The sequence below is a fragment of the Pseudomonas sp. GW821-FHT03E01 genome (assembly GCF_059420765.1).
In genome coordinates this window covers 43,882-68,612 of sequence record NZ_JBWKUI010000002.1, presented here as the reverse complement: position 1 = coordinate 68,612, position 24,731 = coordinate 43,882, and the positions used below count along the sequence as shown (strand labels likewise).

Sequence of the window (24,731 nt, the reverse complement as noted above, 5' to 3'; positions counted from 1 at the left end):
GTAGAAACGAGAAAGCCTCAGGTCTTAGGGTCTGGGGCTTTTTTGTGGGTAAGCCATTTTCAATGGTTTGGGTCTAGTGATCAGCGCTGCCTGATTCGAATAGACGTCCAACGTCCCTTGCGGCATGCAGGACACGCTCAATCTGAACATCGCCCTCGAAAAGACTATAAAAGATCAAATATCGGCCGTGGGAAATCATTCGCAGCCCTCTGGCATAGTCATCTCGGGGAATACCTTGATTAGGCTGATCCAGCAGCCGAGCACAGCACACTCGTAGCTCACCAACAAAAGTCCGAGCTCGACCCGGATTGTCACGGGCAATGTAGCGGGCGATTTGCTGCAGATCCTCTCGTGCCAGTGCGGAGAAAAACAGTTGTCTCATGGGCGCTTCTGCTCTGCTTCGACCTCATCAATGAGCGCATCAAGCTCGGCAAACACGGTATCGGCAGCAATGGCCGGACGTGGGTCATTGCGGCTGGTCGCAATAGCTACACATATTTCTGCGGCTCGTAATCTATCCAGGAGCTGCTGATAAGCGGCGTGCGGCAAAAGGTAGGCAGCAGGACGATTGTGGTTGAGAACGGCAACTGGCTCTGAGCCTGCTTGCTCAATCACAGTACTTGGGCTGCGTTTCAGTTCGGTAATACTGACCGACCGACTCGCAAGTAATTGCTCCATGACGGCTCCAAAGGTACAAAAAATAGTACCTTATAGTGCTCGATTTTCCGAACAACGGTCAACGTGCAACTGACCGGGGCCATCTGCCCCACAAAAAACCATCGAAACGGGTTTCCTTTGCTGTCGTTAAATCGAGATTCGCTAGTCAAATGACCGACAAATGAGCGGCACGAACAAAGGCGGCTGAAACCGCACCTTGGCCAGTTGCTGTCTGCTGCCTGCGCCCTGTTCAATCAAATGACCGTCAAATGACGATAATACCCAGCCGGGTACTTAGCGAACTTTGCGATTAGCCTTGGGATCATCGACGTCATCTTCTTCCGACCGATTCAGCAGAAAATCCTTACGACTTTCGACGGTTGCAGGAGATCAGCCTGCACGATACCCTTCCGCCGTCGCTGCCAATTCAGCGACCGGGCTTGGTAACCCGAGAGTTAAGCGCAACAGCGCCCCCATTGAGAATTGCAGGCGTTTGTTTACGCCCGCAATTTTGAGTTATGGCGGCTGTGCGTGGGACGTCTTCGGGCGTGCCGGATTCCTTGACTCCCGGTTTACCAACCTGCGCACAGCTGCCACCCATTCGCTTGGTAACGAAAAAGTGGCAGTTCCTCGTCAAGGAGCTAGACCATGCGCAATGTAAATCCGTACGAAATTAGGCTTATCTCTCACCCCGACTTCGAATCGCGCCCCCACCGCACCTCCGTCAATGGAGGTGGCAAATGACTGAACATTCAGAAGCAAAAACCATCGGTTTCACGCCCTGCCTCTACTGTGCAGACGATCCACTGTTTCGTGTCAGCGCTGGGGTGCCTATTAGCAAAGCATTGGCGCAGGCGTCCGACCTGTTGTTCCTGGCCAAGTCGTTTGCTGAGGATGCAGCCTACGCAAAAGACACCGATCGCCACGCGTGGGCCGCGCATTATCTGACTGCGATGAGTAAGGCAGTGATTGATGATGTGGTGAAAGTGCTGACGCAACCACCGCAGACGGCGACGCAACAAGCCGCAGAATAGCGGCAACTCACCCTTTAAATGCGCCCCGATTATTCGGGGCCTCCAAAATTGCGTGTAGATGCTGACTTCTGGCGTCCTACCACTCATGCAACTGCATAACCGTGCAATAGCAGTGGTCAGGCATGCGCTCGATCTTCGTCAGAGCTTGGCGCAAGTTTCCAGATAATCAGTGACGGCCTCTTCAAATGCGTTTCGAAGTTCCTGTACCGACTCGCCATGAAACCCAACGACATCTCTAATACCAGCGATATGGCCGACAAACAGGCCGTCTTCCTCGCTGTATTCAATTCGGGCGGCATAGCCTTTGTAATTCATTACGTTCATGGGGTGACTCCTGCTTGTTCAAGGAAAGCCCGCGCACCACGAACCTGGTAGGACTTTGCTTTTTTGTCCGGGTGTGGTCGATGAAAGGTGCCGACCACACCGTTGAGCTCAAAACGTACCCGGAACCCAACATGATTGGTAAGGCGGAAAAATCCCAGGCAATAAAAAACCCCTGAGCAGTCTCAGCACCGAAGCGCATCAACCGACAGGGGCCATCAACATTTCTTTAATGGCAAAAAACCGCCAAAGCGGTTTTCTCATTCTGTCGTCCAGTCAAACTCGTCGTATTCATCATCGTCTTCTTCGTCCTCGATCAACTCATCATCAAGGACGTCTTCCTCAAGATCATCTTCTGCCTGCTTCGCCAGAAGAAACTCCTTACGACTCTCAGTCACTGCTCGCCGCAGTTCCTCACCCTTCACCGGGCAGTTGAGCATTTGGGCGATGCGGTCGATTTTTTGGGCCACGGCATCCTCCAACGCATCGGCTATGGGCTGATAGTGCGCGCTTTCGGGTGTCGATGCCAAATCGGCGACCGCTGCTCAGCTCATTTTTTCTGCATTTCCTTGAGTTTGGCCGCCAGGTTTTCCTTGGGAAAGCGCTTGTGTAATGTCGTCATCAGCGCTTCGGCGGCTTGGGTCTGACCGGCGTCTTGCAGGCGCATCACTTCACGTAATTGATCATCCAGTGACTTGGCCGGCGCGGCGGCGCGTTTGCTGAGTTTGGCTTCGTCGGCCATTTCGCTGTTGATCGACTCTCGTTGCATCGGTGCAGAAAACTCCGCCATTGGCGCAGCCGGTGCGGGAGCGGACATGGCGCCGGTCGGTTCATCCAGGGAGCGGGCAGCGGCTTCCGGTTTAGCAGCCGGGGCGGAGGCTTTGGGCGCAGGCGCGAAGTCGTAATTCGGCAATTGCTCGGGCGTGCGTTGCACCAGCGCCAGCATCAGCGCGACGCCGACGAGGCTGGCGAATGCCACTTGCCAGCGGGGCTGTTGGCAGGCGTGGAGCCAGCGTTGCCACAGGTTCGGCTTCGGCGCGGGGGCTTCGCGGTGCGCGGTGGCGAGGATGAAGGCGTCGAGGTGCGCCGGTGGTTCGCCGCTGCTGTGATCGCGAAAATGCTTGAGCATTTCATCGTCGGGCGATGACGGTGTTTGTTTGGCGTCAGTCATGTCAGTACCTCCTCGGCCAGCAGCCGACGCAGTTTTTGCTGGGCGTAGCGCAAGCGGCTTTTAACGGTTTCCAGCGGTGTTTCGGTGAGGGTGGCGATCTGCGGCAGGTCGAGGTCGCCGTGGGCGCGCAGCAAGAACACTTCGCGCTGGTCGGCGGGCAGGGTTTGCAGGGCGGTTTCGAGGCGTTGACCGTCGCGGCTCAGACTCAGCAGTTGTTCAGGGTCGGCTGCGTCGTCGATCAGGGCGTGGGCCTGTTCGTCATAGCTGTCGTGCAAGGGGTTGTGGACACCATGTTTGCGCCAGTGATCGATCAGTCGGTTGCGGGCAATCTGGTAGAGCCAGGTACGAAAGTTCGCCCGGCCTTGTGGCTGACTGGTGCTGCGGATCAGGCTCAGCCAGGTTTCCTGGTACACCTCTTCGGCCAGTTCGGGTTTGCCGCTGAGGCCGAGAAGGAATCGATACAGGCCCTGGCGGTGGCGGGCGTACAAAACTTCGAACGCCGGCCCGTCGCCAGAGCGGTAGCGCGCCAGCAGCGATTCATCGCTGCTGGCGGTTGAGCTGATTGCAGGATCGGACATGTCAGCTTTCACTCTATCCGGTTGTCGTTGGGCGGTTGATTCGAGGCGGTGGAGGCTCGCAGGCTCTGCGCCAATTCCACCAATTGCACGAACTCACCGCGCAGGCCAAACGGGTCATCACCCCGTGCGCCACGGGCCAGGGCTTCGGTGTCTTTCAGGCTGAAATCACCGGTGTAGCGCCCGTCCTTGAGCTGCTGGGAAAAGGCAGCGACGGAGGCGGCAAAGCGCAGGTCATCGCTGGCGGCCGAGAGTTTACCGGCCTCCCCCTTCAGGATTGGCCGCTCGATCAAGCGACTGTTCCCACCTTCCGGTAACTGATAACGCACCCGCAGCATCGCCAATTCTCCGGTTTTTGCGGAAACTTCTGCCCCGGAATTGCCGTAGCGCAGCGGTTCCAGCCAGCCCTTCTCGCCCTTGGGCACAATTTCGTACAGCGCCGTCACCGTGTGCCCTGCGCCGATTTCTCCGGCGTCGACTTTGTCGTTGCTGAAATCCTCACGCTTCAAGGCGCGGTTCTCATAACCCAACAGCCGATATTCGCTGACCTGAGCCGGGTTGAACTCCACCTGCAGCTTCACGTTTTTCGCCACCACCGCCAGGGTTGAGCCGAGTTGATCCACCAGCACCTTGCGCGCTTCGCGCAGGTTGTCGATGTAGGCGTAGTTACCGTCGCCGGCGTCGGCCAGTTGTTCCATCAGGTGTTCATTGTAGTTATCCACACCAAAACCCAGGGTGGTCAGGGACACGCCGGTCTTGCGTTTATCCACAGCCATTTGCTTGAGGCTGTCAAAGTCGCTGATGCCGACGTTGAAGTCACCGTCGGTGGCCAGCAGGATGCGGTTGATGCCTTTGGGGATAAACGCCTGTTGCGCCATTTGGTAAGCCAGTTCGATACCCGACGCGCCGGCCGTCGAGCCGCCCGCCGTCAATTGATCGATGGCGGTACGAATTTTCGCTTTTTCCCGTCCGGAAGTCGGCTCCAGCACCACACGGGATTCTCCGGCGTAGACCACCAGTGAAACCCGGTCCTGCTCGCGCAGTTGATCGACCAGCAATTTCAGGGTGCTTTTGACCAGAGGCAGGCCTTCGCGACGGTCCATGGAGCCGGACACGTCCACCAGAAACACCAGGTTCGCTGGGGCCAGTTCCGCCACCGCGTGATCAGACGCCTTGATGCCGATGCGCAGTAACCGGGTATGCGGGTTCCAGGGTGACGGCGCCAGCTCGGTGGTCACACCGAACGGCGAGCCATCAGTGGGCAAGGCGTAATCGTAGGGGAAGTAATTGACCATTTCTTCCAGCCGCACCGCTCCTTCCGGCGGTAAACGCCCCTGATTGAGCAAGCGCCGGACATTGGCGTACGCGCCGGTATCGACATCGGCGCTGAAGGTCGAGACCGGCGCTTCGGCCACGCTGTGAATCGGGTTATCGGCCAGCGCCTGATATTGCTCGCGCTGTTCATCCCGGTAGCCCTGTGGATAAGTTTCACCGGCGGGCACCGGCGCGAAAGCGACCAACGGACCAGGTCGTGCGCTGCGCTTGGCCATCGCGGTGTCCGCCATGGCCGATTCGCGCACTAATGCTTCAGTTTTCGGCGCATTTTGAGCCGGAGGCGCAACCGCTGCCGGGTTGCCCGTCTCAGAGGGTGGTGTGGATGAACCGCCGCAACCGGCAACGGCCAGCAGCAACCCGGCGGCGAAACCCTGGGCGGCCGGGCGGAGGACATGCAGAGGAAGGGACATGGGGGCTGACCTCAGGAGGAAATTGACTCATTCATCCTCTGAGACGGACAGCCCGCCGGGTTCGGGTTAAGCCGACGTGAAAAATCTTCAGCGGTGATAACGCCGCACCACGCTGCTGTTTTTCAGCACATGGCCTTTGATCTGCTCCAGCAGCTGCGCGCGGGTCAGGCCGGCGGGCAAGGCTTCTGGCGCCAGGTCCAGGGCGTAGATCTGGATGATGTAGTGATGGGTGCTGTCACCGATGGGCGGGCACGGGCCGATGTAGGTGGTGGTGCCTTTGATGTTGGTGCCACCCACGCCTTCGAGGGTGGATTTAGTGCCGACACCGGCCGGGATCTGCCGCGTCGTGGCCTTGATGCCGTAACGAATCCAGTGATCGACGCCCAGGCCTTTCTGGCCGTCCGGGTCGTGCATGACGATGGCGTAGCTGAGGGTGCCCTGGGGGCCGGCGCTCCAGCTCAGGGCCGGAGACTGATTCTTGCCACCGCAACCGCTGGCATCGCTGGCCTCCGCCGACGTGAACAGCCGATTGTCCGAAACGCCGGGGATGCTGAGGGTGAAACGCTCCTGGGCCTGCGCCGGTAACTGCACGCAAAGGGCGACTGCAACGGCCGCCAGCCAAGGGTTCAAAGAGGTCAATCGGGTCATACCGGAGCACCTTGTGCGGGGTGGGGCCGTCGTCGGCACGCAAACTATAGCCGGACCGTTCGTGCGGTGGCAGTGGGAATTGGCTGAACCTGGGAATAAGCGCCAAACTCCTAAGTGAAATACCTGCCTGGAGATCGATCATGGCACTGCACCGCGTCGCCCGTTTCGCCGATGTGCCCCTCGACCGTGGCCTTGAAGTCCGGATCGACAAGATGAAAATCGTCTTGCTGCGGGTCGGCGATCAATTGCGCGCCTATCAGGGCAGATGCCCCCACGCCGGGGCTCCCTTGGCCAAAGGTGCGCTGTGTGAGGGCCGACTGATCTGCCCGTGGCACAAGGCGGCTTATCGGCTCGAAGACGGCGCGCTGTGCGAGCCACCTTCCCTGGACAGTCTGCGGCGCTATCCGCTGGAGTTGCGCGACGATGAGGTCTGGGTCGACGACCAGCCGATGCCCGGCCCCAGCACACCGCCGGAGGATGATAAGCGGACCTTTGCGATCATCGGCGCCGGTGCAGCGGGGACGGCCTGCGCGGCGGCGCTGCGGGAGAAAGGCTTCGGCGGTCGGGTGCTACTGATCGACCGTGAGCCCGAAGCCGGATACGACCGTACGGCATTGAGCAAATTCGTGATTGCCGGGGAAATGCCACCGGACGAAGTTCCGCCGCTGCGCGATGAGGACTTTTATCGTGAACAGCGCATTGAACGGATAAACAGCGATGTGATGGGCCTGGATGCACCGAACCGGACCCTGCGCCTGGCCGATGGTCAATCGTTGAGCTATGACGCCGCGGTGATTGCCACCGGCGGCATACCAAAATCCCTGTCGCTGCCAGGCGCCGATCTGCCGCAGGTGTTCGTGTTGCGCTCGAAGGCGCAGGCGCAGCAGATTCTGACCACCGCAAAACCGGGTCAAAGGGCAGTGATTGTCGGCGGCAGCTTCATTGGTCTGGAATCCGCTTCATCCCTGCGTCAGTACGGCTTGGATGTCACCGTCCTGACCCGCCATGCCATCCCTTTCGAGGCGCAATTCGGCGAGGCCGTCGGCAAGGCGATTCGTGCCCTGCACGAGGCCAATGGTGTGGTGTTTCATACCGATGGCGAAGCGGCGAAGATCGAAGGCACAGGCAAAGTCGAAGCGGTGCTGCTGGACAACGGCCAGCGCTTGCCGGCGGATCTGGTGCTGGTCGGCATTGGCGTCACCCCGGCGACCACCCCGTTTACCGATCTGCCGAAGGAAAAAGATCAGTCATTGAAGGTCGACGGCGGCATGCGCGTGACCGACGGGCTCTGGGCCGTCGGCGATATCGCGACCTTCCCGCTCAATGGCCAGCCCCAACGGATCGAACACTGGCGCCTGGCCCAGCAACAGGCGCGGATTGCAGCGGCGAATATGCTCGGCGGCGACGAACGCTACCTCGACGTGCCGTATTTCTGGACCTGGCACTTCGGCAAAAACTACGACTACCTCGGACACGCCGAGGCCTGGGACGAGGTTGAATTCAAAGGCGACCCAGAGCATCCACCGTTTATTGGCCTGTTCGCCAAAAACGGCGTGGTAGCGGCGGCCGTTGCCTGCGATCAGGAACGGGCCATGGCGATGCTCGCCGAACGGATGAAACAACCGCTGTCGATGGACGAGGCGTGGCGCCTGGTTCGGGACCTGAGCTGACGGCGACTTAGTGGCGAGGGAGCTTGCTCCCGTTCGTCTGCGAAGCAGACGCAAAATCGGTGACCGCGCTCTATCAACGACAGCGCGGTTAATGGCATCGGGAGACCTTCGGCCTCCAGCGGGAGCAAGCTCCCTCGCCACAGATGAACATATACCTAGAGATGGCTTATCGGCTCGCGGTTGTCATCATCTTCGGCCGGCAGGCGGATCACGAGTGGATGTTCCAATGGCGCCAAAGGCGGCGGCAGTTGAGACGGGTCGACCGGGGTAAAGTGCGTAACGACGTGACTGACATCGCCTTCCTGATCGTTGTGAATGGTCATCGAGCCCGGTGCGCGCAGTTTCTCCAGCCGGTCGCCGGTGAGCTTGAAGCTTTTGCTCAGCCCCTGATCGTCCACCACCGGCGCCGGCAAACGGCGCTGGGCGAAGCTCTTGCTTTTGCGCTGTTGATAACGCGCCCAGCCAATCAGGATCACCGCGTTGAACAGCGCCACCCACAGGTAGATCTGCAATGTGCCGAGGGCGTCGAAAAACGACCCATCGATGCGCGGCCCGTCATGGGTATCGATCAACGGCCACAGACCCCGCGCCAGCAAATACAGCAGCCCGATCCAGGCCAGCACGGTGAAGAAAACATCGAGAACGACCAAAAAGGGCCGCTGCCGGGTTCTGATGATTTTCATTTGATGACCTCCTCTTCATCGTCATCCAGCGGCTTGATGCCCCGGTCCGGACTGACCCACCGCGCGCGCTTTTGATGTTGGCCAAACAGCACTTTGGGGAAGCTGACCAGGGTGGTGAGCAGGCTGATGAACCAGAACACCAGCGGGTACCAGACCACCCAGAACATGGTCCTGCCGAGCCCTTTTTCGTAACGGCGATCGATCATGATGCTGACCGCGAATTGCACCAGGCAAACCACCGCCAATAGCAGCCCGGTAAAGGCCGGCGGCATCAGGTGATGGACGGCAATGGCAGGCGGCATTTCGACGAAGTTGCCGACACCCCAGAAAATCACCGACAACAGGAAGGTGAAGGCCCAACCGGTGGACAGGCAGTATTCGAACAGCAGCGGCCACAGGTAACGATGGCGGTATTGCCAGATGCCCCGGATGTTCTTGAACAACACCTCGGCGCCGCCCTGGGCCCAGCGCAAGCGCTGCTTCCACAGGCCGCCGAGGGTTTCCGGCATGAGGATCCAGCACAACGCGCGGGGCTCGTAGAAAATGCTCCAGTGATCCAGTTGCAGCTTCCAACTGATGTCGATGTCTTCGGTGATCATGTCCGGGCTCCAGTAGCCGACCCGGTTCAGGGCCGTACGACGGAAGGCGACGATCACCCCAGAGACGGTAAAGATCCGCCCGAACACCCGCTGGGTACGCTTGATCAGGCCGATGATCGAGGAGAACTCGCCGACCTGTACCCGACCGATCAGGGTCGAACGGGTGCGGATTCGCGGGTTGCCGGTCACGGCGCCCAGTCGCGCGTTGTCGAGCATCGGCGCCACCAGATAGGCCGCGGTGTTCGGCGCCAGCAGCGCGTCACCGTCGATGCACACCAGGTACTCGCTGCGCGCCGCGATGGCGCCCATGCGCAGGGCAACGGCCTTGCCCTGGTTCTCCGCCAGGTGCAGCACCCGCAAACGCGGATCCTGCGCCGCCAGTGCGTCGAGCACCGCGGCGGTGTTGTCCTTGGAGCCGTCGTTGATCGCGATCACTTCAATGTTCGGGTAATGCTGGGCCAGCGCCGCGTGGATGGTATCGGCGGCGTTGTCGCCTTCGTTGTAGCAAGGGATCAGGATCGAGATCAGCGGTTCGCCGGCCAATGGTGGCGGCAAGGTGTCGTCCTGCCACGGCCAGTGCCGCTCCCAGTGCAGCCAGAAATACAGGCCGCCGGCGATCCACAGCCCCGACATGAACAGTGGGTAGAAGAACACGAAGTCCATCAGGAATTGCCCGGTGACCAGAAAGATCAGCCCGAGGGGAACCCCCAGGACGATCGCCAGAACCAATAGGGCCAGAAGTCTGTCCAGCATGTTATGGATTCCACTTGTTGGAGAGCGCCGGCCGCACGGCTTTCAGGTCCGGCTGGTTCTCGAGGAAGTTGTCTGGGTAGTAGCCGAAACTGGTGGCGCCCTGACGCTTGAGGCGGCCCATCCAGTCAGCCAACTGCCCGCCGTCGATGTCGGCGTGTTTATTTTTCGTCCAGTCGCGGGCCTGCAATTCGAACACCGTGCGGTCGAGGGCGCCGGGGCGCGATTTGACCGTCGCCACCAGTGCTTCAAGCCAGGGGCCGGATTGCTGATGGCTCTGTTTTTCCATCAGTGGCATGGCCATCGGTGCCGTCCAGTCGTAGGCGCCCAGGAAGTCGTCGAGATTCTGCGCAAACCAGGCTTCGCTCTCGGGGTTGAGCATCGGCTCGGCGAAAATATTGCGCGCCGTTTTCACTTGCGGGCCGCGAATGGCGCGAACCTTGGCGGTCAGCTCATGGGTGAAATCGATCAGGTAGCGGCTCTTGAACCGCGTCCAGCGTTGCAGGGTGGCCGGATCCTCGCGCAGGGCGGCAATCGAACCGGGCAGACCGTTGGCGGCATAGATTTTCAGGGCTTCGGGGCCGGCGTCTTCGAAGTCCGACAGCACCGCGTCATCGTGATAGAGGATGCCGTCGACCGAGGTCAGGCGGGCCACGTCTTCGTAGATTTCACCGATGATGCGCCGCACGTTCGGATCGAACGGTGACAAGCGCTTGTACTGGTCCGGATCAATCGACGTGGTGCCGGTTTTCGGGTCCCAGCGAGTGACTCGCGGCAACTTCGAATCCAGGGCAAAACTCAGCACCGGCATCCACGCGAAAACTTTGACGTGAGCCCGGGTGCGCAGCTGCCAGGCCACACGGTCAAAGATATCGGCACGCATCGGCAGGTGGCGGTTGGGGAAGTACAGCGAATGCACCAGGCCATCGCCCGCAGGGTCGGCGAAGGCTTGCAGGAACACGGTGTTGGCGCCCATGTCGGCCATGCGCTGGATCAGTTTGCCGAGGTTGATTTCCTGTTGGGCCGGGTCCGGGTCGTAGACGTTGTCCAGGTCCACATGCACCACGCGCATCGGCGATTCGGCCTGCACCGCGACGACGCTGTTGGCGAAGTGTTCGCCATCCGGGTCCGAGGCCACCAGAAAGCGCGGGCTGCTCATCAGGTTGTCGAGGGCATCGAGGCCGTCGTCCAGTGTCAGGGCCATCTTATAACCCTGGTCGTTGATCACTTGCAGCGAGGTGCCATCCGCCACGCCGTACGGCCAGACCCAGACTCGCGGTTTGTAGCCAGTGACCTTGCGGATCTTCTCCGAGATGGCCGCTACGTCGGCGCGCATCCGGGCCTGGAATTGGGCTTCGGTTTCATAGCGACCGGTGGCGGCGTCATAGCGCCGGGTCGCTGCCGCCGGCTGCAGGTTGCCTTGCGGGTTGGCCAACACGCCTTTGTGGCTGGCGTCGGTGTGGGCGGCGATTTCCACCAGGCCGGACCGGGAAATCTCGCGGATCTGCTCCCAGGTCAGGAAATCCGAACGCTTGCGCGGTGTGCCGGCGAAGTCGACTGGCTGGTTCGGCGGCGTGTCGATCCACACCCCGACCGGCGCCAGCAAGGCGTGCCAGTTATAGGCACGCAGCACCGGCAACACGCGGGTGTAGAAACTCGAATAGCCGTCGTCGAAACTCAGCAGGATCGCCCGTGGCGGCAATTCAGGGCCGCCATTGCGAGCGGCGATGATCTGGTCAACGGTGACCGGTTGGTAGTTGTTCTCCCGCAACCATGCCAGTTGCTCGATCATGCGCTCGGTGCGCACGGCCACCACCGCCTGATCGGGGTCGCGGTCTTCGACATCGTGGTAAGCGATCCCCAATACATGGTTTTTCGGCCACGGCTTTTCATTGGCCGACACTGTACGTTCGGACGGCGGTACGAAGGTCGGAGCTTGCTGGGCACAGGCGCTGATCAACAGCACTCCCAGCAGGAGGATGAAACGCGAAATAAAAGGCATCTTCAAACTCTTCTAGAAGCGGTAAGTAAGGTCGACGAGCAGGCGCAGATCGGTTTCCCGGTCACCGTCAAATGGCCGGTTGATCACGCTCAGCAGGCCGCCCACCTCGAATACGTCGTTCCAGCTGTAGCGCTGGCCGTAGCCCAGCAGGGCGATACCGCCGGTGCCGTGATCGCGCTGGCTGTAAGTGCCCGCACCGGCCTGGAACTGCTGGCTCCAGGAGGTTTCGTAGCGGTGGTAGAGCACGTGATTGACGTTCACCGTCGGCAGCACGCTTAAGTCGGATTTGGGGTTGAAGTACGGCACGTCGTCGGACTTGGAGTTATGGCTGCTGCCGACTTCCAGACCGAGGTCGACTTGCAGCCCCGGCGCGCGATAAATGCCCTCGCGACCAGTGAGCACAGCTTCGATACGGTTGTTGCCGTCGCTGAAGTGCGAGGGGCTGACCGCCAGTCTCCACTCACGGCTTTCATTGGCGCGCCAGCGGATAAAACCGCTGCCGCCGTTGGCCGTGATGTCGCTGTTCAACGCTCGCAACGGCGTTTGTGCCGACAGGTATTCGAGGCTGCCGCCGTACTGCCAGTGATCGTCGATGTCTCGGGCAATCGCCAGGCGCGCGCCCTGTTTATCGCCAAAGCCGTAGGAATGGTTGGAAACTTCCGCTTCCAGGGACATGTCACGGGTCCGGCGTTCGAGCCCGACACGCTGGAAGCGATGGTGGCCGGTGCCTTCCTGGAAATCGCCAGTGGCGTAGCCGGCACCGGCGAACAGGCGCCAGTCTTCATCGATGGGCGGGCTGTACAGCGTGGTTTCGATGCCGAAATCGCGGCTGCCGTTGACCGCCCCGACATCGCCGTTGCCGCCGCCATAACTCTTGCCGCCGTAGGCCTGCACTCGCAGCTCGGCCATATCATGGACCGCACGCTGACGCTGCAAACGCTGCACCTGACGGTTGTCCGGAAAACGCGCGACCACATCGTCGGTCAGCGCATCCATCTGCCGCCATTCCTGCAGGTCCATGGCAGTGTGGCCCTGAGCGACTTCCAGCCCGATATCCCGCGGGGCCATGCTCTCGGTTTCCTTGAGCTGATTCTCGGCGCGTCGTGGCCAGTCCCGGGCCAGGTACAGATCGGCCTGAGCCAGGCGCAGGCCGATGTTGCCCGGCGCCTGATCCACCAACGCCTGTAAACGCTGCTCGCCCGATGGCAGGTCGGCGCCGTAGGTGCCGGCCTGGGCGGCGAGTTGCTGCGCGTCCATCCATTCATCGTTGGGGTTGCCCACCGGCAAGCCCTTGAGCTCGACCCGTGGCTTTTGGGTCTTGGCCAGGTCCTCGGCGACCTTGCGCGCATCATCGGCCTTGTCGCTTTCGAGCAGGGAGTAATAGAGCGCGGTGCTGTCTTCCAGGCGATCGCCGACATCGGCATCCGGCGCCACCAGCACCTGGCGATACAAATCGGTGGCGATTTCCGGCTGACGCTGATCCAGATAGGACGACGCCACCCAACGCAGGGCATAGGTCGGAATCTTCACGCCTTCGGCGAGCAGTTTCTGGTATTCGGTGATCACATCGGCGGTGCGTGCACGGGCCTTGAGGGCGCCCATGCGGTCGATTCGCCAGCGGATGACGTCATCGTGGGCCGCAGGGTCCGGCGTCCAGGTCGCCAGTAACTGGTCGTAATCGGCCAGGGCCCGATCGGCGATCACATAACGTTCTTTTTCGCTGCGGGTGGCGAGTTCGGCCAGGCGCACGCGTTCGGCGGCCAGGTCACCTTCGAGACGGCGTTGCGTGACCGGATCAATCAACCCCGGCCGCTGACGCGCCAGGCGCAAGGCCGGCTCCGGCAAACGAGCGCGTTGCAGGGCAATCACGTATTCCCGAGCGACTTCGGGTTTGCTGCCGGCGCGGGTGAAGGCCTGGTCGTACTCAAACAACGCATCGTAAGTGGCACCGGCGCGGGTCAAGGCGTAGGCCAAAGCCAGACGGCGGCCAGGATCATCCGGTTTCGCCGCCACCAGAGCCCTGGCGCGGGCAACCGCCTCGTCAGGTTTACCGGCGTCGGCCTGGGTCATCGCCAGGCCCAGCTGCAGGTCGGCATTTTGCGGTTCAAGAGCCAGGGCCTTGTTGTACACCTGGGTCGCCGAGTCCCAACGCTTGAGGTTGCGATAGGCCCGCGCGGTGGCAGTCAGAGCCTGGACCGGCAACGCTCGATCACGTCCCTGGGTTTCATAGACCTGTACCACTTCGGCATCCAGACCGGCCCAACTGGCGATCTGCAAGTGATCGCTGATCTGGCCAGTGGAGGCCTGGCTTACCGGCACCTGACGCAACACCGTCAGCGCAGGCGTGTAGTTGCCGGCCCGCGCATCGCGAACCATTTGATCGTAAGGGGTATCGGCGAGCGCCAGCGCCGGCCACAACAATTGGCCGCACAGCGCAACGCGAAACAAGGGGCGCAGCCCACGGTGAATAAAGGGACCAGCAATACGCGGCATTCGTCAGCATCCTTACATGGCCAGCCGGGTCGCAATGCCCCTTGCCCACTTGTGACGGAAAGCCGGATCGAAAGACCCGGCCAAGCTTTATCGAAACAGTCTTGCATGCAAGCGTAGTCAATAATTCAAGACACAATATTTCTTCAGATTCGTGACGGACCTCACCCTCATCCCGTTTCGGAACTCCAGACAGCAAAACGCCCGGCGTCTGCGTGTTGCAGAGGCCGGGCGTTGCGCTGAAGCCTGCGGTTTTACTGGATGGTGACGTCGCCAGTGCCGCCGAGCTTACTCATCACAAAACCGACAAACTCTTCGAGGGTCATTTTCTGGCCGTTGAAGTCCACCTGATTGTTGGCGTAATGCAACTTGGTGACGACGTTGTTACCGTCCAGTTTTGCCAGTTGCGTACCGACCGCCATGCTGCTGAACATGTCGGCGGTTGCGCTCGCCTGATCGGCGATGAGCTTGGCATCGGTCTGACCGTCGATTTGCGACTGCACGGTGAGCAAATCAATGAGCATTGGCTTGGACACCAGTACGTTGAATTCCAGCAACGCGATCAACTGCTTGACCAATTGGTCCGGCGGCAGGTCCATGGATTGCGGTTTGGTCAGGTCCAGCACCAGGTTGGCGCGGCTTTCGCCGTTGCTGGTGTTGAACGACAGGTTTTCCAGGGCCACCTGGGGACCTGCGGCCAGCAGTTTCTCCAGACCGGTCTTGACCTGTGCCTCTTCGGCCGGGGTCAGGTTCAGCGGCGGCGCCGGCAGACCGGCGGCAGTGGCTTCGGCGGCGGCCCGCTCGTACGGTTGCAGTTTGGTCTGGTAGATCTGCATCAGCGACATCGTCGACGGGATGTCGAGGTTTTTCAGGCTCATGGCCATCTGCGCAGAGCCGATAACCTTGCCGTTCAAGGACACTTCACCGACCTTGTAATCGGCACGCCCCGAAGCGTTGGTGCCTGATTCCCCAGTCTGGTTCTTCATTTCAAAGTTCTTGAAACCGAGTACCGATTGCTTGGGGCCAAAGGTGGTTTTGCTGTTTGTCAGCTCGAGGGTGTTGTCACCGACGTAATAGCCGTAGGTGCTTTTGTTCAGGTTGCTGGCCAGGGTCAAGCCGTTGAGCTCGACCTGCACCGGGGTCTGGTCTTCAGCCACAGTGGTCAGCTTCAGGCTGTCCATGTAACCGTCGGCCTTGACCTTTTGCGCCTGGGCGCTGGCGGCCACGTCGAGTTTCAACCCGGAGAACGTCAGGTTGGACTTGTCATCCAGTGCCGCTTCCAGCGGCAGGAATTCGAGCGAGCCCTTGGTGGAGTTGTCGTAGCCGATGTTGACCACACCCTTGACCGGGGATTTGTCCTTGGCGGCGGCGAACCACTTTTCGGTCAGCGGGGTTTTTTCCAACTCATAGTGACTGGTGGCCAGGACTGGCAACCACTTGAACGATACCAGGCGCGAGAACGGCAGCGGGCCGTGTTCGATGCGGTCGACGAACAGCATCTCCACCGGCGCTTCACCAAACATCTCGCCCTCGCCCTTGAGGCGGTAGTGCGCGGTGCTGCTGAACACATGACGCTCCAGCGACACCAGCTCCAGCGACGCCGTGCCGTTGGAACCTGCCAGCGCGGCTTGCAGTTCTTTGTTGGCGTCGGCGATCGAGCTGTTCAGCACCCCATCGAGTTTGCTGCCGGTGTACCAGGCGCCGCCCGCGCTGATTGCACCGATGGCCACGACAATTCCTAGAAGCACGCCTGCTGATTTATTCATGAAGTACCCGATCAATGTCCATTGTTGAAAGTGTGGTCGTCTTCCCTGAACCCATAACGGGTCGCGGTCACGACTGCGCTGAAAGTGGCGAGGAGATTAGCATTTGCGCCGCAGGGCGGCCCAATGATTAAAGGTGAAAGAGTGTCCATGGGCTGCGGCTGCCTGTGGACAACTGGCAGGGGAGAGTTTCGGCGATCGTTCAATCGCCTTCGCGAGCAGCCCTGCCAATACAACCTTACGAATACTGAACCTCGATCTCATCAAGCTGATGATCAAAACTTTTTAGCCGCGCGGTCCACGTATACACCAGCACTTCAAAATCCCGATTGATCACCGCCCCGCCAGTTACCTCCGCGCGTGGGTCACAGAAATCCAGTTGATAGCGTTCGCGGGCCATGGCGTTGGCGACATCGGACAGTTCTCGGGCATTGTTGAGCCAGTGCCAGCCCTCGTCGGCCACTTGCTTGTCCAGCGCCTGGCATTGCTTCTTCAAGGTTTCGAGGCTTTTTTCCAGCGGCGTGCCGGTCAGTTCGCCCATGACTTCCTGAAACGTGCGCCCCGGTTGCCAGTAACTGCCCCAGAAATATCGGTCGAACACCGTTTCTACCCGACGCAACGCCACCTTGGTGTCCCAGATCAGTACCAGGGTTTTGCCTTGTTCGAGTTGTCGTTTCTTGATGCGCTGGTTCTGGAGCGAAGCCCAGGCGACCACCACGATGGCCATCACGGCGATCAGTGCCGCCGCGCTGTCGAGGAATATCAGCGCCTTGTCGATCTGGTGGGCCAGCATGACGCCATAGAAATAGGTGGCCGACAGCAAAACCAATGCCGCAATGGCGCACCAGAAGCCGGGAGCGTAAGGGTTTTTCATTATTAGATCCCCATGACCAACGCAAGCCTTGATCGACGGGTTCGCCGCGCGACCCCATCAAATCAAAGCATAGCAACGGCCTCAGGGTTTGCCGGGTTGTGAGCCTTGCGTTCGTCCGCTTTCCCAGCCACCGCCCAAGGCGAGGAACAAGTCGATCTGGCTCATGGCAACCTGAGTATTGGCCGAGGCCAGTTGCGCCCGTGCATCGGTGTAGGTGCGGGTGGCTTGCAAGTCCGCCAGGAACGACGCGCGACCGGCCTGGAAGAAGCGGTGGGTCTGGTCCGCCGCCAATTGCGCCGACTGTTCGGCGTCCGCCAACGCATCGCGACGCTGAAGTTGCGCGGAATATTGCGCCAGGCCGGTCTGAGTCTCGCGGATGGCGTTGAGCACCACGCCATCGAAATGCGCCAGCGCGCCTTGAGTTGCGAACTCGGCCTCACGGATTCGCGCGCGGGAGCCGTTGGACGGTACGGTCCAGGTCAGCAACGGACCGAAGCCCCAGCGATTGGTCGACGGTTTGCCAAGGTTTTCCAGGGTGCCGACCGTGCCCACGGTCGCGCCGATGCTGATGTCCGGGTACAACTCGCCGGTGGCAATGCCGATGCCGGCGGTGGCCGCCGCCAACTTGCGCTCGGCCTGGCGCACGTCTGGTCGGCGTTTGAGCAGAGTGGCGCCGTCACCCACCGGCAACAATTGGGTAACTTTCGGCAGCTCGGCGCAGTCGCTGGTGCCCGCCGGCAGTTGCTCGACCGGTTTGGCCAGCAGCATCGACAAGCGGAACAACCCGGCCTGACGTGCGGCTTCATAACGCGGCAATTCGGCGCGCAAGGATTTGAATTGGGTTTGCGAACGGGTGACCTGGGTTTCATCGCCGCGCCCGGCATCGCGCAAGCGCTGGGTCAGGGAGGTGCTCTGGGCTTGCAGGTCGAGGGAATGCTGCGCGATCTCCCGCTCTTCGTTGGCCGCACAAACCTGGGTGTAAGCCCGCACCACATCGGCCACCAGGGTGATGCGCGCGGTGTCCGCTGCCGCCTGGGTCGCATCGGCATTGGCCTTGGCCGCTTCGATGCCGCGCTGCAAGGTGCCGAACAAGTCGAACTGATACGAGGTCGTGATGCCGATATCGCCGACGTTGGCCACGGGCACTTTTTCCGGTATCAAGAACGCTTCGCCGGACTCCTGCAAACGCTGGGCGCCGACCTTCACACCGCCGCTCCAACCGCCCGCCGCCTGCGCTTCGTCGACCTGAGCGCGAGCCCGCGAAAGATTCGCCGCCGCCACCCGCAAATCGGTGTTGGAGGCCATGGCCTGCTGCACCAATTGGTCCAGACGCGGATCCTGATACAACCGCCACCAATCGGCGGGCACCGGTGCCGAGACGACATGTTTGCCGTTCACCGCCAGGTCGCCCTGAAAGTCTTCACGGTGCACGGCGGCCTCGTCCGGCAAGTGATAATCCGGCCCCACTACCTGACAGGCCGACAGCAACAAGCCCAATCCGGCAACCGCCAAACCCGAGGCCCTGCTCATTTCGCCGGCCCCCCGATTTGATCGTCGATGATCGACACGGTGGCCGTACGCCCGGCAATCATGCGGAAATCTTCCGGCACCTCATCGAAAGCGATTCGCACCGGAATCCGCTGGGCCAGCCGCACCCAACTGAACGCCGGGTTGACGTTGGGCAACAGGTTGCTGCCGCTGCTGCGGTCACGGTCTTCGATGCCGGCGACGATGCTTTCGACATGCCCGCGCAGGCGCGCACGGTCGCCGATCACCCGAATATCAACGCTCTGGCCGACATGAATGCCGTCCAGTTTGGTTTCTTCGAAATAGCCGTCGATATGGAAGGAGTTACTGTCCACCACCGACAACACTGGCCGCCCGGCGCTGACGAACTCCTGGGAGCGTGGCGCCCGGTCGTTGACGTAGCCATCCACCGGGCTGCGGATCACCGAGCGGTCAAGGTTGAGCTGGGCGCTGTCCACCGTTACTTGCGCTTCCATCAACGCCACTTCGGCGCGCGCCACCCGGGACTGGCTTTCTTCCAGTTGCTCGGCCGGGACCAGATTGCCCAAGCCACGGTTACGCTTGGCCTCGCGCTGGGCCTGGGCCAAGGTTTCCTGACGATCGGCGACCGCCGCTTTGGCTTGGCGCAGGGCCAGCTTGAAGCGGTCCTGATCGATGCTGAACAGCACCTGGCCGCGTTTCACCCACTGGTTGTCGCGCACCTCCACTTGCTGGATCAGCCCCGATACATCCGGGGCAATCTGCACGATGTCGGCACGGATGTGCCCGTCCCGGGTCCAGGGCGCGAACATGTAATACATGACCATGCGCCAGACCACGACAATCGCGAAGGTCACGATCAACAGCGTCAGGACCACACGGCCGAGGGTCAATAAAGGTTTTTTCATGTCATCAGGTATCGACTGAGTGAGTCCACGGCGCTGAGCAGCACAGCGTAGAGAGCCACGTTGAACAATGCCCGGTGCCAGACCAGACGGTAAAAGTGCAGGCGCGTCAGCACCCCGTGCACCAACAGGAACAACACGTAGGTAATGCCCATCAGCACCAGCAGCGTGGGCAGGAACACCCCGCTGATATCCAGATCACCGATCATAAAGGCGCTCCATCGATGCCATGGGGAAGCGGTTCTTCGAGTTCGCCCGTGCCGACAAACTCGACGCCCGGCAACAGCGCCAGACGCAAGCCGCTCAAGGCGTGCAGCAAATGCAGACGGGTTTCGTCATCACCTTGGCCGCCGAGGGCGCGGCGGGTGCGATCGAGGGTCATCAGCAACGGGCCAGGCGCGGGCAGACGTTCACCGGCCTTGAGGCAGGCCTTGAAGTACTCGCCGACTTCAGCCACCACCTGGCGCAGCAGCGCTTGCGGCGCACCCGGCACTCGCGGCGAATAGGCGAGCAGGTCCAGCAGATTCAGGGCCACGCGCACTTCGCGCAGGGCGATGCCGGTGTCCTGGCCGGTCATGGCCAGGCGCGGCAAATGCTGCATCAGGCGATCGAGCATCTGCACGCCCATGTGCCGGTGTTCGGCCAGCGTGGCCGGCTCGGTCAGGCCGACGATGTCGCGCCAGCTGAAACGGGTCAGGCGCTTGGCCGCCAGTTCCGCACCGAATGGCCGGGCGATCAGGGTCCAGATGAACGCGAACAGTAACCCTATGGGCCCGGCCAGGTTGGAGTTGGTGAAACTGAGAAAATCCGCGTCGTAGGCGCCCTGAATGCTGATGAAGGACGAGGTGTTGACGATGGTCAGCAACATCCCCAGATAAAAACGCGGCTGCACTGTCAGGGTGCCGACGCAAATGAACGGGATGGCGAACGCCAGCACCAGCATCGGGAAGTCATGCAGGTTCGGCAGGATCAGAAACAGATAAAGGCCGGCGAACAGCACCGACATCGCGGTCCAGAAAAAGAACCGGTAGATCTGCGGCGCCGGGTCGTCCATCGACGCAAAGAAACTGCACGCCACCGCCGCCAGGATCACCGCGCTGCCGCCGTCGGTCCAGCCGAGCAGAATCCACAACACCGAGGCAACGATGATCGCGGTGACCGTAGAAGCCGCCGAATAGAGCATCAAGCCACGGTCGAGAAACGGTGACAGTCGCCCCAGCCGCCAGTGCCGATACACCGCGCGCCAGTTGTCCTGACTCTCACACTGAATGGCGTATTGCAGGCTGCGACAGTCTTGCCACAGGTCGATCCACTCGCCGAGGCGATACAGCGCGTTGGAAAACAGCAACTGCTTGCGATCGTCCAGCGCCTCGGCACTTGGCTGCAGCGCTTCGAGCCGGTTTTTCAGGGCCTGCCAGCGGTCGAGATCAGCGTCTTTGTGGTCAAGCCATTCGCTGGTTGCGATCAGCAGTGGCGCGAACTTATCCACAAGCTCCGGCGTGCGCCGCTCGAGGGCATAAAGCGCATCGTCGAGGGCGTCGATCACCGGCAACAGGTGGATCATTCGCCCGCGCAGCTCCTTGGTGTTGCGCACCGTTTGCGCTCGCGCGCCCTCGTGCGGCAGCTGACCGATCATCAATTCCAGGCTGTTGAAGTTCGCCACCATCGATGAACGCAAGGCGCTGACTTCCTCCGGCTGCACATTGCGGCTGAGGAAGCGCAGGCTGTAGGTCGAGGCATCGGCAAACCATTTGTTCACCGAGTCGTTGAACACCGGCGCCAGCCGCCGTGGCCAGAACATGGCGCCGACGACCGCCGCGCAGGCGATGCCGAGAAAGATCTCTTCGGTCCGCGCCTCGGCCACGTCCCACACCGCCAAAGGGTTAGCCACCACCGGCAAGGCGATCAGCGGCAAGGTGTAACCGGCGAGCATCAAGGCGTAGTTGTTGGCGGTGCGCAGGTGCAAGGACAGGAACAGCAAAATCCCGGTCCACAGCGCGATGACCACCACCAGCACATAAGTGCTCTGAACGAACATCGGCACAAAAAACACCGCCGCCGCCGCACCGAGCAAGGTACCCGCCGCGCGATACAACGCCTTGGAGCTGGTAGGGCCGAGGAACGGGCTGGAAACGATGTACACCGTGGCCATCGCCCAATACGGACGAGGCATTTGCATGAGCATGGCGATGTACAGCGCAATCATCGAGGCCGCGAACGTGCGCACACCGTAGAACCAGTCCCGCGCCGGGGGCACGCCGGTGAAAAAACCGCTCAAGGCTGAACCACCGGCAGATGATTGGCCGCTTCGAAGGCTTTGAGTACCCGCAGTGCCGCTTCCAGATCACTCTGGTCGATGCCTTCGAGCACGTCCTGGCGCAATCGCACCAACTCGGCTTCGACCGCCTGCACCAACTCGCGACCGGTCGCGGTCAGGCTCAGGCATTTGGCGCGTCGGTCATGAATGTCTTCGGTACGGCAGACGTAACCGGCATGACACAACTGATCCAGCAGCCGCACCAGAGACGGGCTCTCCATCCCCGCCGCCTGCGCGACCGTCACCTGCCGCACACCCTCGCCCAAGCGCCCGATCATCAATAGCGGGGCGGCGCAGGCTTCGGAGATCCCATAGTTGACCAGCGTGGTCTGGCAGATCTTCCGCCAATGCCTGGCGGCCACCACCATGGAGCTGCTGATGTTCATCTGGAGAGCGGCGAGGTTCTTTGGCACGAGGGAATGCACACACTGTTAGTTTGCTAACTATCAATATGGCATTCGAGGGGAAAGTTGGTCAAGTTTTGAAACAAATTGGCGAGCAACGGCCAGACGCGGAAAAAGCTAACAAACTCAGTTTCTGCCCAGTTTTTTTTACCACTCACCAGTTTTTTTACATTTCGCCATTTCTCTCCAGATTTTTTTACACCCCCCGCCCCTTCCTCAGCATTACATCCAGCTGATCCACCACCTCCGCCCAATCCGCGTCATCCAGAATTTCCTCACGCAGCAACTCTGCCTGGCTCTCGCTCCAGAAGAACGCGTCCGCCAGGTGCAATTCGGGTTTGAGCGGCGAGTGGGTAGCGATGAATTTATCAATGCTTTCGGGGTCGTCAGGCAGGCCGAGTTGTTTGAACAGGGCCGGGAGGCTGTGGGTGGGGGATTCCATGTGGCGCTCCTTTGTGATCGCGTATTGGATGGGTGACTGTGGCGCGGCCATTCGCGGGCAAGCCTCGCTCCTACAGGGACGCGCGGTCGAATGTAGGAGCGAGGCTTGCCCGCGACGACGGCAGTTATGTCGACACTAGGCCGACTGACTCAACTCGCAGACCTCGGCATGCGGCACCATTTTCAGATATTCAGGCACGCTCATGTGTACCAGGTTGTTGTGGTTGCCGGCTTCGAGGTAGATGTCTTTCTGCCGGGTCAGCATCGGGTCAATGACCATGTCCAGGCCATAGGATTCGCCCAATGCAGGCACGGCGCCGCGTTCGCAATCGTCGAACAGGTGCGGCAGGTTGCTTTCCCGGGTGACTTGCCATTCGCTGCTGCCACGGACTTTGCTCAGGTCCAGGTGACGGCTGGCGGGCAGCACGGCCATCAAGTAATGCCCGTGGCGATCGTCGAGGATCACCGATTTGGCCACCCGTTCAGCAGGAATGCCTGCGAGCCGCGCCGTTTCAAGGCTGCTGGCCGAGTGCGGATGGGAAACGATGTCATATTCGCAGTGCGCCTTGTCCAGGCTGGTCTGCACGGTTTTTGCCATACGCATGATGCACCTCGGTGTCCGCAACAACGAATGGCGGACGATGGTTAGAATTTTTTCTCTCCATTAAAAGTCTAGGCCCGCGGGTGGAATCCGGCGGGAAATCCGCCCGTCGGAGGCGGTCAACAACTGGTCAAAATTCATACAGCCACAGGCTCAACTAGACTTGTACACAGAGCCACGAACGGCTCGCGGACGGATGACTCTCCCGGAGGGTCAAGTGAACATTCGTTGCTGTGTAATTGCGCTGCTGTTGGCCCTGAGCGGACCGGTTTTCGCAGCGGACACCGTTGTAGTGCTGGTTCCCGACCCGATCGGGATCTGGCTGATCACCTTTGGCATCGCGTTTATGATCGCCGAGGCGGCATTGCCCAATTTCGGCGTGGTCGGTTTTGGCGGCATTGTGATGTTCGTGATCGGCGCACTGATTCTGACCGATGCCGAAGTGCCTGTTCCCTTGATCATCGGCCTGGGGCTGATCAGCGCACTACTGCTGATTTTCCTGCTGATCCGCGCCTTGAAAACCCGACCGCGCCGCAACTTCAGCGGCGACGCCGAATTACTGGGCAGCGTGACGCCGATAACGTCGTTGCAGGCTGGCAATGCTTATGTCGGCTGGGTGCACCTGCAAGGCGAACAATGGCAAGTCATGAGTGCCACACCGCTGAAACCGGGACAACAGGTCCGGGTGGTGGCACGCAAGGGTCTACTGCTGCAAGTGGCCGCGACTGACGCGGCACCGGGTGGAGAATAGTCATGGGTCTGCAATTGGGTTTTGCCGCGCTGCTGTTATTGCTGATTGCACTGGCGGGGTCGACTTTCCGCATTCTGCGCGAATACGAACGCGGCGTGGTGTTCCAGCTCGGACGCTTCTGGCAGGTCAAGGGCCCGGGTCTGATCCTGCTGATTCCGGCGGTTCAACAAATGGTTCGTGTCGACCTGCGGACCGTGGTGCTCGACATACCGCCACAAGACGTGATCACCCGCGACAACGTCTCGGTCAAGGTCAATGCAGTGCTGTATTTCCGGGTGCTCGATCCGCAACGGGCGATCATCCAGGTCGAGGACTTTCTCATGGCCACCAGCCAACTGGCTCAGACCACGTTGCGGGCGGTGCTCGGTAAACATGAACTCGATGAATTGCTGGCCGAACGGGAACGGCTGAACGTCGACGTCCAGCAAGTGCTCGATGCCCAGACCGATGCCTGGGGCATCAAGGTGGCCACCGTCGAGATCAAGCACGTGGACCTCAACGAATCGATGATTCGCGCCATCGCCAAACAGGCCGAAGCCGAACGGGAACGCCGGGCCAAGGTGATCCACGCCGAAGGCGAATTGCAGGCCTCGGAAAAACTCATGCAGGCTGCCGAAATGCTCGGGCGTCAGCCGGGGGCCATGCAGTTGCGCTACATGCAGACGCTGAGTTCGATTGCCGGTGACAAGAGTTCGACCATCGTCTTCCCGCTGCCGATCGAATTGCTCAAGGGGATGGCGGATTTGTCGTCAAAATCCTGATCCACCGATAACCTGTGGCGAGGGAGCTTGCTCCCGCTGGGTCGCGAAGCGGCCCCAACATCT

At 60.8% G+C, this 24,731-nt stretch carries 24 protein-coding genes and 2 pseudogenes; 4 read left to right on the top strand and 22 right to left on the bottom strand.

The window, feature by feature from the left end; genetic code table 11:
- Positions 1 to 73: 73 nt before the first annotated feature.
- Positions 74 to 382 (bottom strand): type II toxin-antitoxin system RelE/ParE family toxin, encoded by a 309-nt coding sequence (locus AC07VO_RS03255; RefSeq protein WP_081625773.1) that lies wholly within the window; start codon positions 380 to 382, stop codon positions 74 to 76.
- Entirely contained in the window at positions 379 to 678 is a 300-nt protein-coding gene (locus AC07VO_RS03250; protein WP_019581695.1) for a type II toxin-antitoxin system prevent-host-death family antitoxin, read from the bottom strand. The genes AC07VO_RS03255 and AC07VO_RS03250 overlap by 4 nt, the downstream gene beginning before the upstream one ends.
- A gap of 719 nt (positions 679 to 1,397) precedes the next feature.
- On the opposite strand from AC07VO_RS03250, the gene AC07VO_RS03245 reads away from it, so the two are divergent.
- Positions 1,398 to 1,691 (top strand): DUF3077 domain-containing protein, encoded by a 294-nt coding sequence (locus AC07VO_RS03245; RefSeq protein ID WP_007941022.1) that lies wholly within the window; start codon positions 1,398 to 1,400, stop codon positions 1,689 to 1,691.
- 141 nt (positions 1,692 to 1,832) lie between these two features.
- On the opposite strand, the pseudogene AC07VO_RS03240 reads toward AC07VO_RS03245, so the two are convergent.
- The 7 genes and pseudogenes from AC07VO_RS03240 to AC07VO_RS03210 form a co-directional block, all read right to left on the bottom strand.
- Positions 1,833 to 2,015, bottom strand: a pseudogene (locus AC07VO_RS03240) (type II toxin-antitoxin system HicB family antitoxin); the annotation flags it as partial.
- Positions 2,012 to 2,143 (bottom strand): annotated as a pseudogene (locus AC07VO_RS03235) (type II toxin-antitoxin system HicA family toxin); the annotation flags it as partial. The pseudogenes AC07VO_RS03235 and AC07VO_RS03240, both read right to left, overlap by 4 nt.
- Positions 2,144 to 2,272: 129 nt before the next feature.
- Complete coding sequence (locus AC07VO_RS03230) at positions 2,273 to 2,542, bottom strand: hypothetical protein (protein WP_219731001.1); 270 nt, start codon at positions 2,540 to 2,542, stop codon at positions 2,273 to 2,275.
- A gap of 20 nt (positions 2,543 to 2,562) precedes the next feature.
- Positions 2,563 to 3,183, bottom strand: a complete 621-nt coding sequence (locus AC07VO_RS03225) for a hypothetical protein (RefSeq protein WP_086944185.1) — start codon at positions 3,181 to 3,183, stop codon at positions 2,563 to 2,565.
- Entirely contained in the window at positions 3,180 to 3,761 is a 582-nt protein-coding gene (locus AC07VO_RS03220; protein WP_086944186.1) for an RNA polymerase sigma factor, read from the bottom strand. The genes AC07VO_RS03225 and AC07VO_RS03220 overlap by 4 nt, the downstream gene beginning before the upstream one ends.
- Before the next feature lie 8 nt (positions 3,762 to 3,769).
- Entirely contained in the window at positions 3,770 to 5,503 is a 1,734-nt protein-coding gene (locus AC07VO_RS03215) for a VWA domain-containing protein (protein ID WP_086944187.1), read from the bottom strand.
- 87 nt (positions 5,504 to 5,590) lie between these two features.
- A complete protein-coding gene (locus AC07VO_RS03210) occupies positions 5,591 to 6,151 on the bottom strand; it encodes a YbhB/YbcL family Raf kinase inhibitor-like protein (RefSeq protein ID WP_018929375.1) in 561 nt (186 codons plus the stop codon).
- 140 nt (positions 6,152 to 6,291) lie between these two features.
- On the opposite strand from AC07VO_RS03210, the gene AC07VO_RS03205 reads away from it, so the two are divergent.
- Positions 6,292 to 7,821, top strand: a complete 1,530-nt coding sequence (locus AC07VO_RS03205; RefSeq protein ID WP_086944188.1) for an FAD-dependent oxidoreductase — start codon at positions 6,292 to 6,294, stop codon at positions 7,819 to 7,821.
- A 155-nt stretch (positions 7,822 to 7,976) separates the two neighbouring features.
- Here the strand turns inward: AC07VO_RS03205 and pgaD are convergent, their stop codons facing one another.
- The 13 genes from pgaD to AC07VO_RS03140 form a co-directional block, all read right to left on the bottom strand.
- Positions 7,977 to 8,504, bottom strand: a complete 528-nt coding sequence (pgaD, locus tag AC07VO_RS03200) for a poly-beta-1,6-N-acetyl-D-glucosamine biosynthesis protein PgaD (RefSeq protein ID WP_018929377.1) — start codon at positions 8,502 to 8,504, stop codon at positions 7,977 to 7,979.
- The gene (pgaC, locus tag AC07VO_RS03195; RefSeq protein ID WP_018929378.1) at positions 8,501 to 9,856 is read right to left on the bottom strand and encodes a poly-beta-1,6-N-acetyl-D-glucosamine synthase; all 1,356 of its coding nucleotides are present in this window, start codon (positions 9,854 to 9,856) and stop codon (positions 8,501 to 8,503) included. The genes pgaD and pgaC overlap by 4 nt, the downstream gene beginning before the upstream one ends.
- A gap of 1 nt (position 9,857) precedes the next feature.
- On the bottom strand, positions 9,858 to 11,855 hold the full coding sequence (gene pgaB / locus AC07VO_RS03190; protein ID WP_064615770.1) for a poly-beta-1,6-N-acetyl-D-glucosamine N-deacetylase PgaB: 1,998 nt from the start codon (positions 11,853 to 11,855) through the stop codon (positions 9,858 to 9,860).
- A 12-nt stretch (positions 11,856 to 11,867) separates the two neighbouring features.
- The gene (pgaA, locus tag AC07VO_RS03185) at positions 11,868 to 14,348 is read right to left on the bottom strand and encodes a poly-beta-1,6 N-acetyl-D-glucosamine export porin PgaA (RefSeq protein ID WP_086944189.1); all 2,481 of its coding nucleotides are present in this window, start codon (positions 14,346 to 14,348) and stop codon (positions 11,868 to 11,870) included.
- 251 nt (positions 14,349 to 14,599) lie between these two features.
- Positions 14,600 to 16,111 (bottom strand): YdgA family protein, encoded by a 1,512-nt coding sequence (locus AC07VO_RS03180; RefSeq protein WP_086944190.1) that lies wholly within the window; start codon positions 16,109 to 16,111, stop codon positions 14,600 to 14,602.
- Positions 16,112 to 16,346: 235 nt separating this feature from the next.
- Positions 16,347 to 16,982, bottom strand: coding sequence for a hypothetical protein (locus AC07VO_RS03175; RefSeq protein WP_019651562.1), 636 nt, complete (start codon positions 16,980 to 16,982; stop codon positions 16,347 to 16,349).
- A gap of 81 nt (positions 16,983 to 17,063) precedes the next feature.
- Entirely contained in the window at positions 17,064 to 18,512 is a 1,449-nt protein-coding gene (locus AC07VO_RS03170; protein WP_064615764.1) for an efflux transporter outer membrane subunit, read from the bottom strand.
- The gene (locus tag AC07VO_RS03165) at positions 18,509 to 19,396 is read right to left on the bottom strand and encodes an efflux RND transporter periplasmic adaptor subunit (protein ID WP_064615762.1); all 888 of its coding nucleotides are present in this window, start codon (positions 19,394 to 19,396) and stop codon (positions 18,509 to 18,511) included. Before AC07VO_RS03165 ends, AC07VO_RS03170 begins: the two co-directional genes overlap by 4 nt.
- Positions 19,393 to 19,602 carry a DUF1656 domain-containing protein gene (locus tag AC07VO_RS03160; protein WP_064615760.1) on the bottom strand — a complete coding sequence of 70 codons (210 nt, stop codon included), beginning with the start codon at positions 19,600 to 19,602 and terminating at the stop codon, positions 19,393 to 19,395. The genes AC07VO_RS03165 and AC07VO_RS03160 overlap by 4 nt, the downstream gene beginning before the upstream one ends.
- Entirely contained in the window at positions 19,599 to 21,671 is a 2,073-nt protein-coding gene (locus tag AC07VO_RS03155) for an FUSC family protein (RefSeq protein ID WP_086944191.1), read from the bottom strand. The genes AC07VO_RS03160 and AC07VO_RS03155 overlap by 4 nt, the downstream gene beginning before the upstream one ends.
- Complete coding sequence (locus AC07VO_RS03150; RefSeq protein ID WP_086944192.1) at positions 21,668 to 22,096, bottom strand: MarR family winged helix-turn-helix transcriptional regulator; 429 nt, start codon at positions 22,094 to 22,096, stop codon at positions 21,668 to 21,670. Before AC07VO_RS03150 ends, AC07VO_RS03155 begins: the two co-directional genes overlap by 4 nt.
- A 214-nt stretch (positions 22,097 to 22,310) precedes the next feature.
- Positions 22,311 to 22,556: a DUF2789 domain-containing protein gene (locus tag AC07VO_RS03145; RefSeq protein ID WP_018929387.1), complete on the bottom strand. Its 246-nt coding sequence runs from the start codon at positions 22,554 to 22,556 to the stop codon at positions 22,311 to 22,313.
- A 135-nt stretch (positions 22,557 to 22,691) separates the two neighbouring features.
- On the bottom strand, positions 22,692 to 23,159 hold the full coding sequence (locus tag AC07VO_RS03140) for an aminoacyl-tRNA deacylase (RefSeq protein WP_064615754.1): 468 nt from the start codon (positions 23,157 to 23,159) through the stop codon (positions 22,692 to 22,694).
- A 214-nt stretch (positions 23,160 to 23,373) separates the two neighbouring features.
- Here AC07VO_RS03140 and AC07VO_RS03135 point away from each other — a divergent pair, with 214 nt between their 5' ends.
- On the top strand, positions 23,374 to 23,907 hold the full coding sequence (locus AC07VO_RS03135; protein ID WP_064615752.1) for an NfeD family protein: 534 nt from the start codon (positions 23,374 to 23,376) through the stop codon (positions 23,905 to 23,907).
- Positions 23,908 to 23,909: 2 nt separating this feature from the next.
- Positions 23,910 to 24,668: a slipin family protein gene (locus AC07VO_RS03130; protein ID WP_018929390.1), complete on the top strand. Its 759-nt coding sequence runs from the start codon at positions 23,910 to 23,912 to the stop codon at positions 24,666 to 24,668.
- Positions 24,669 to 24,731 lie beyond the last annotated feature (63 nt).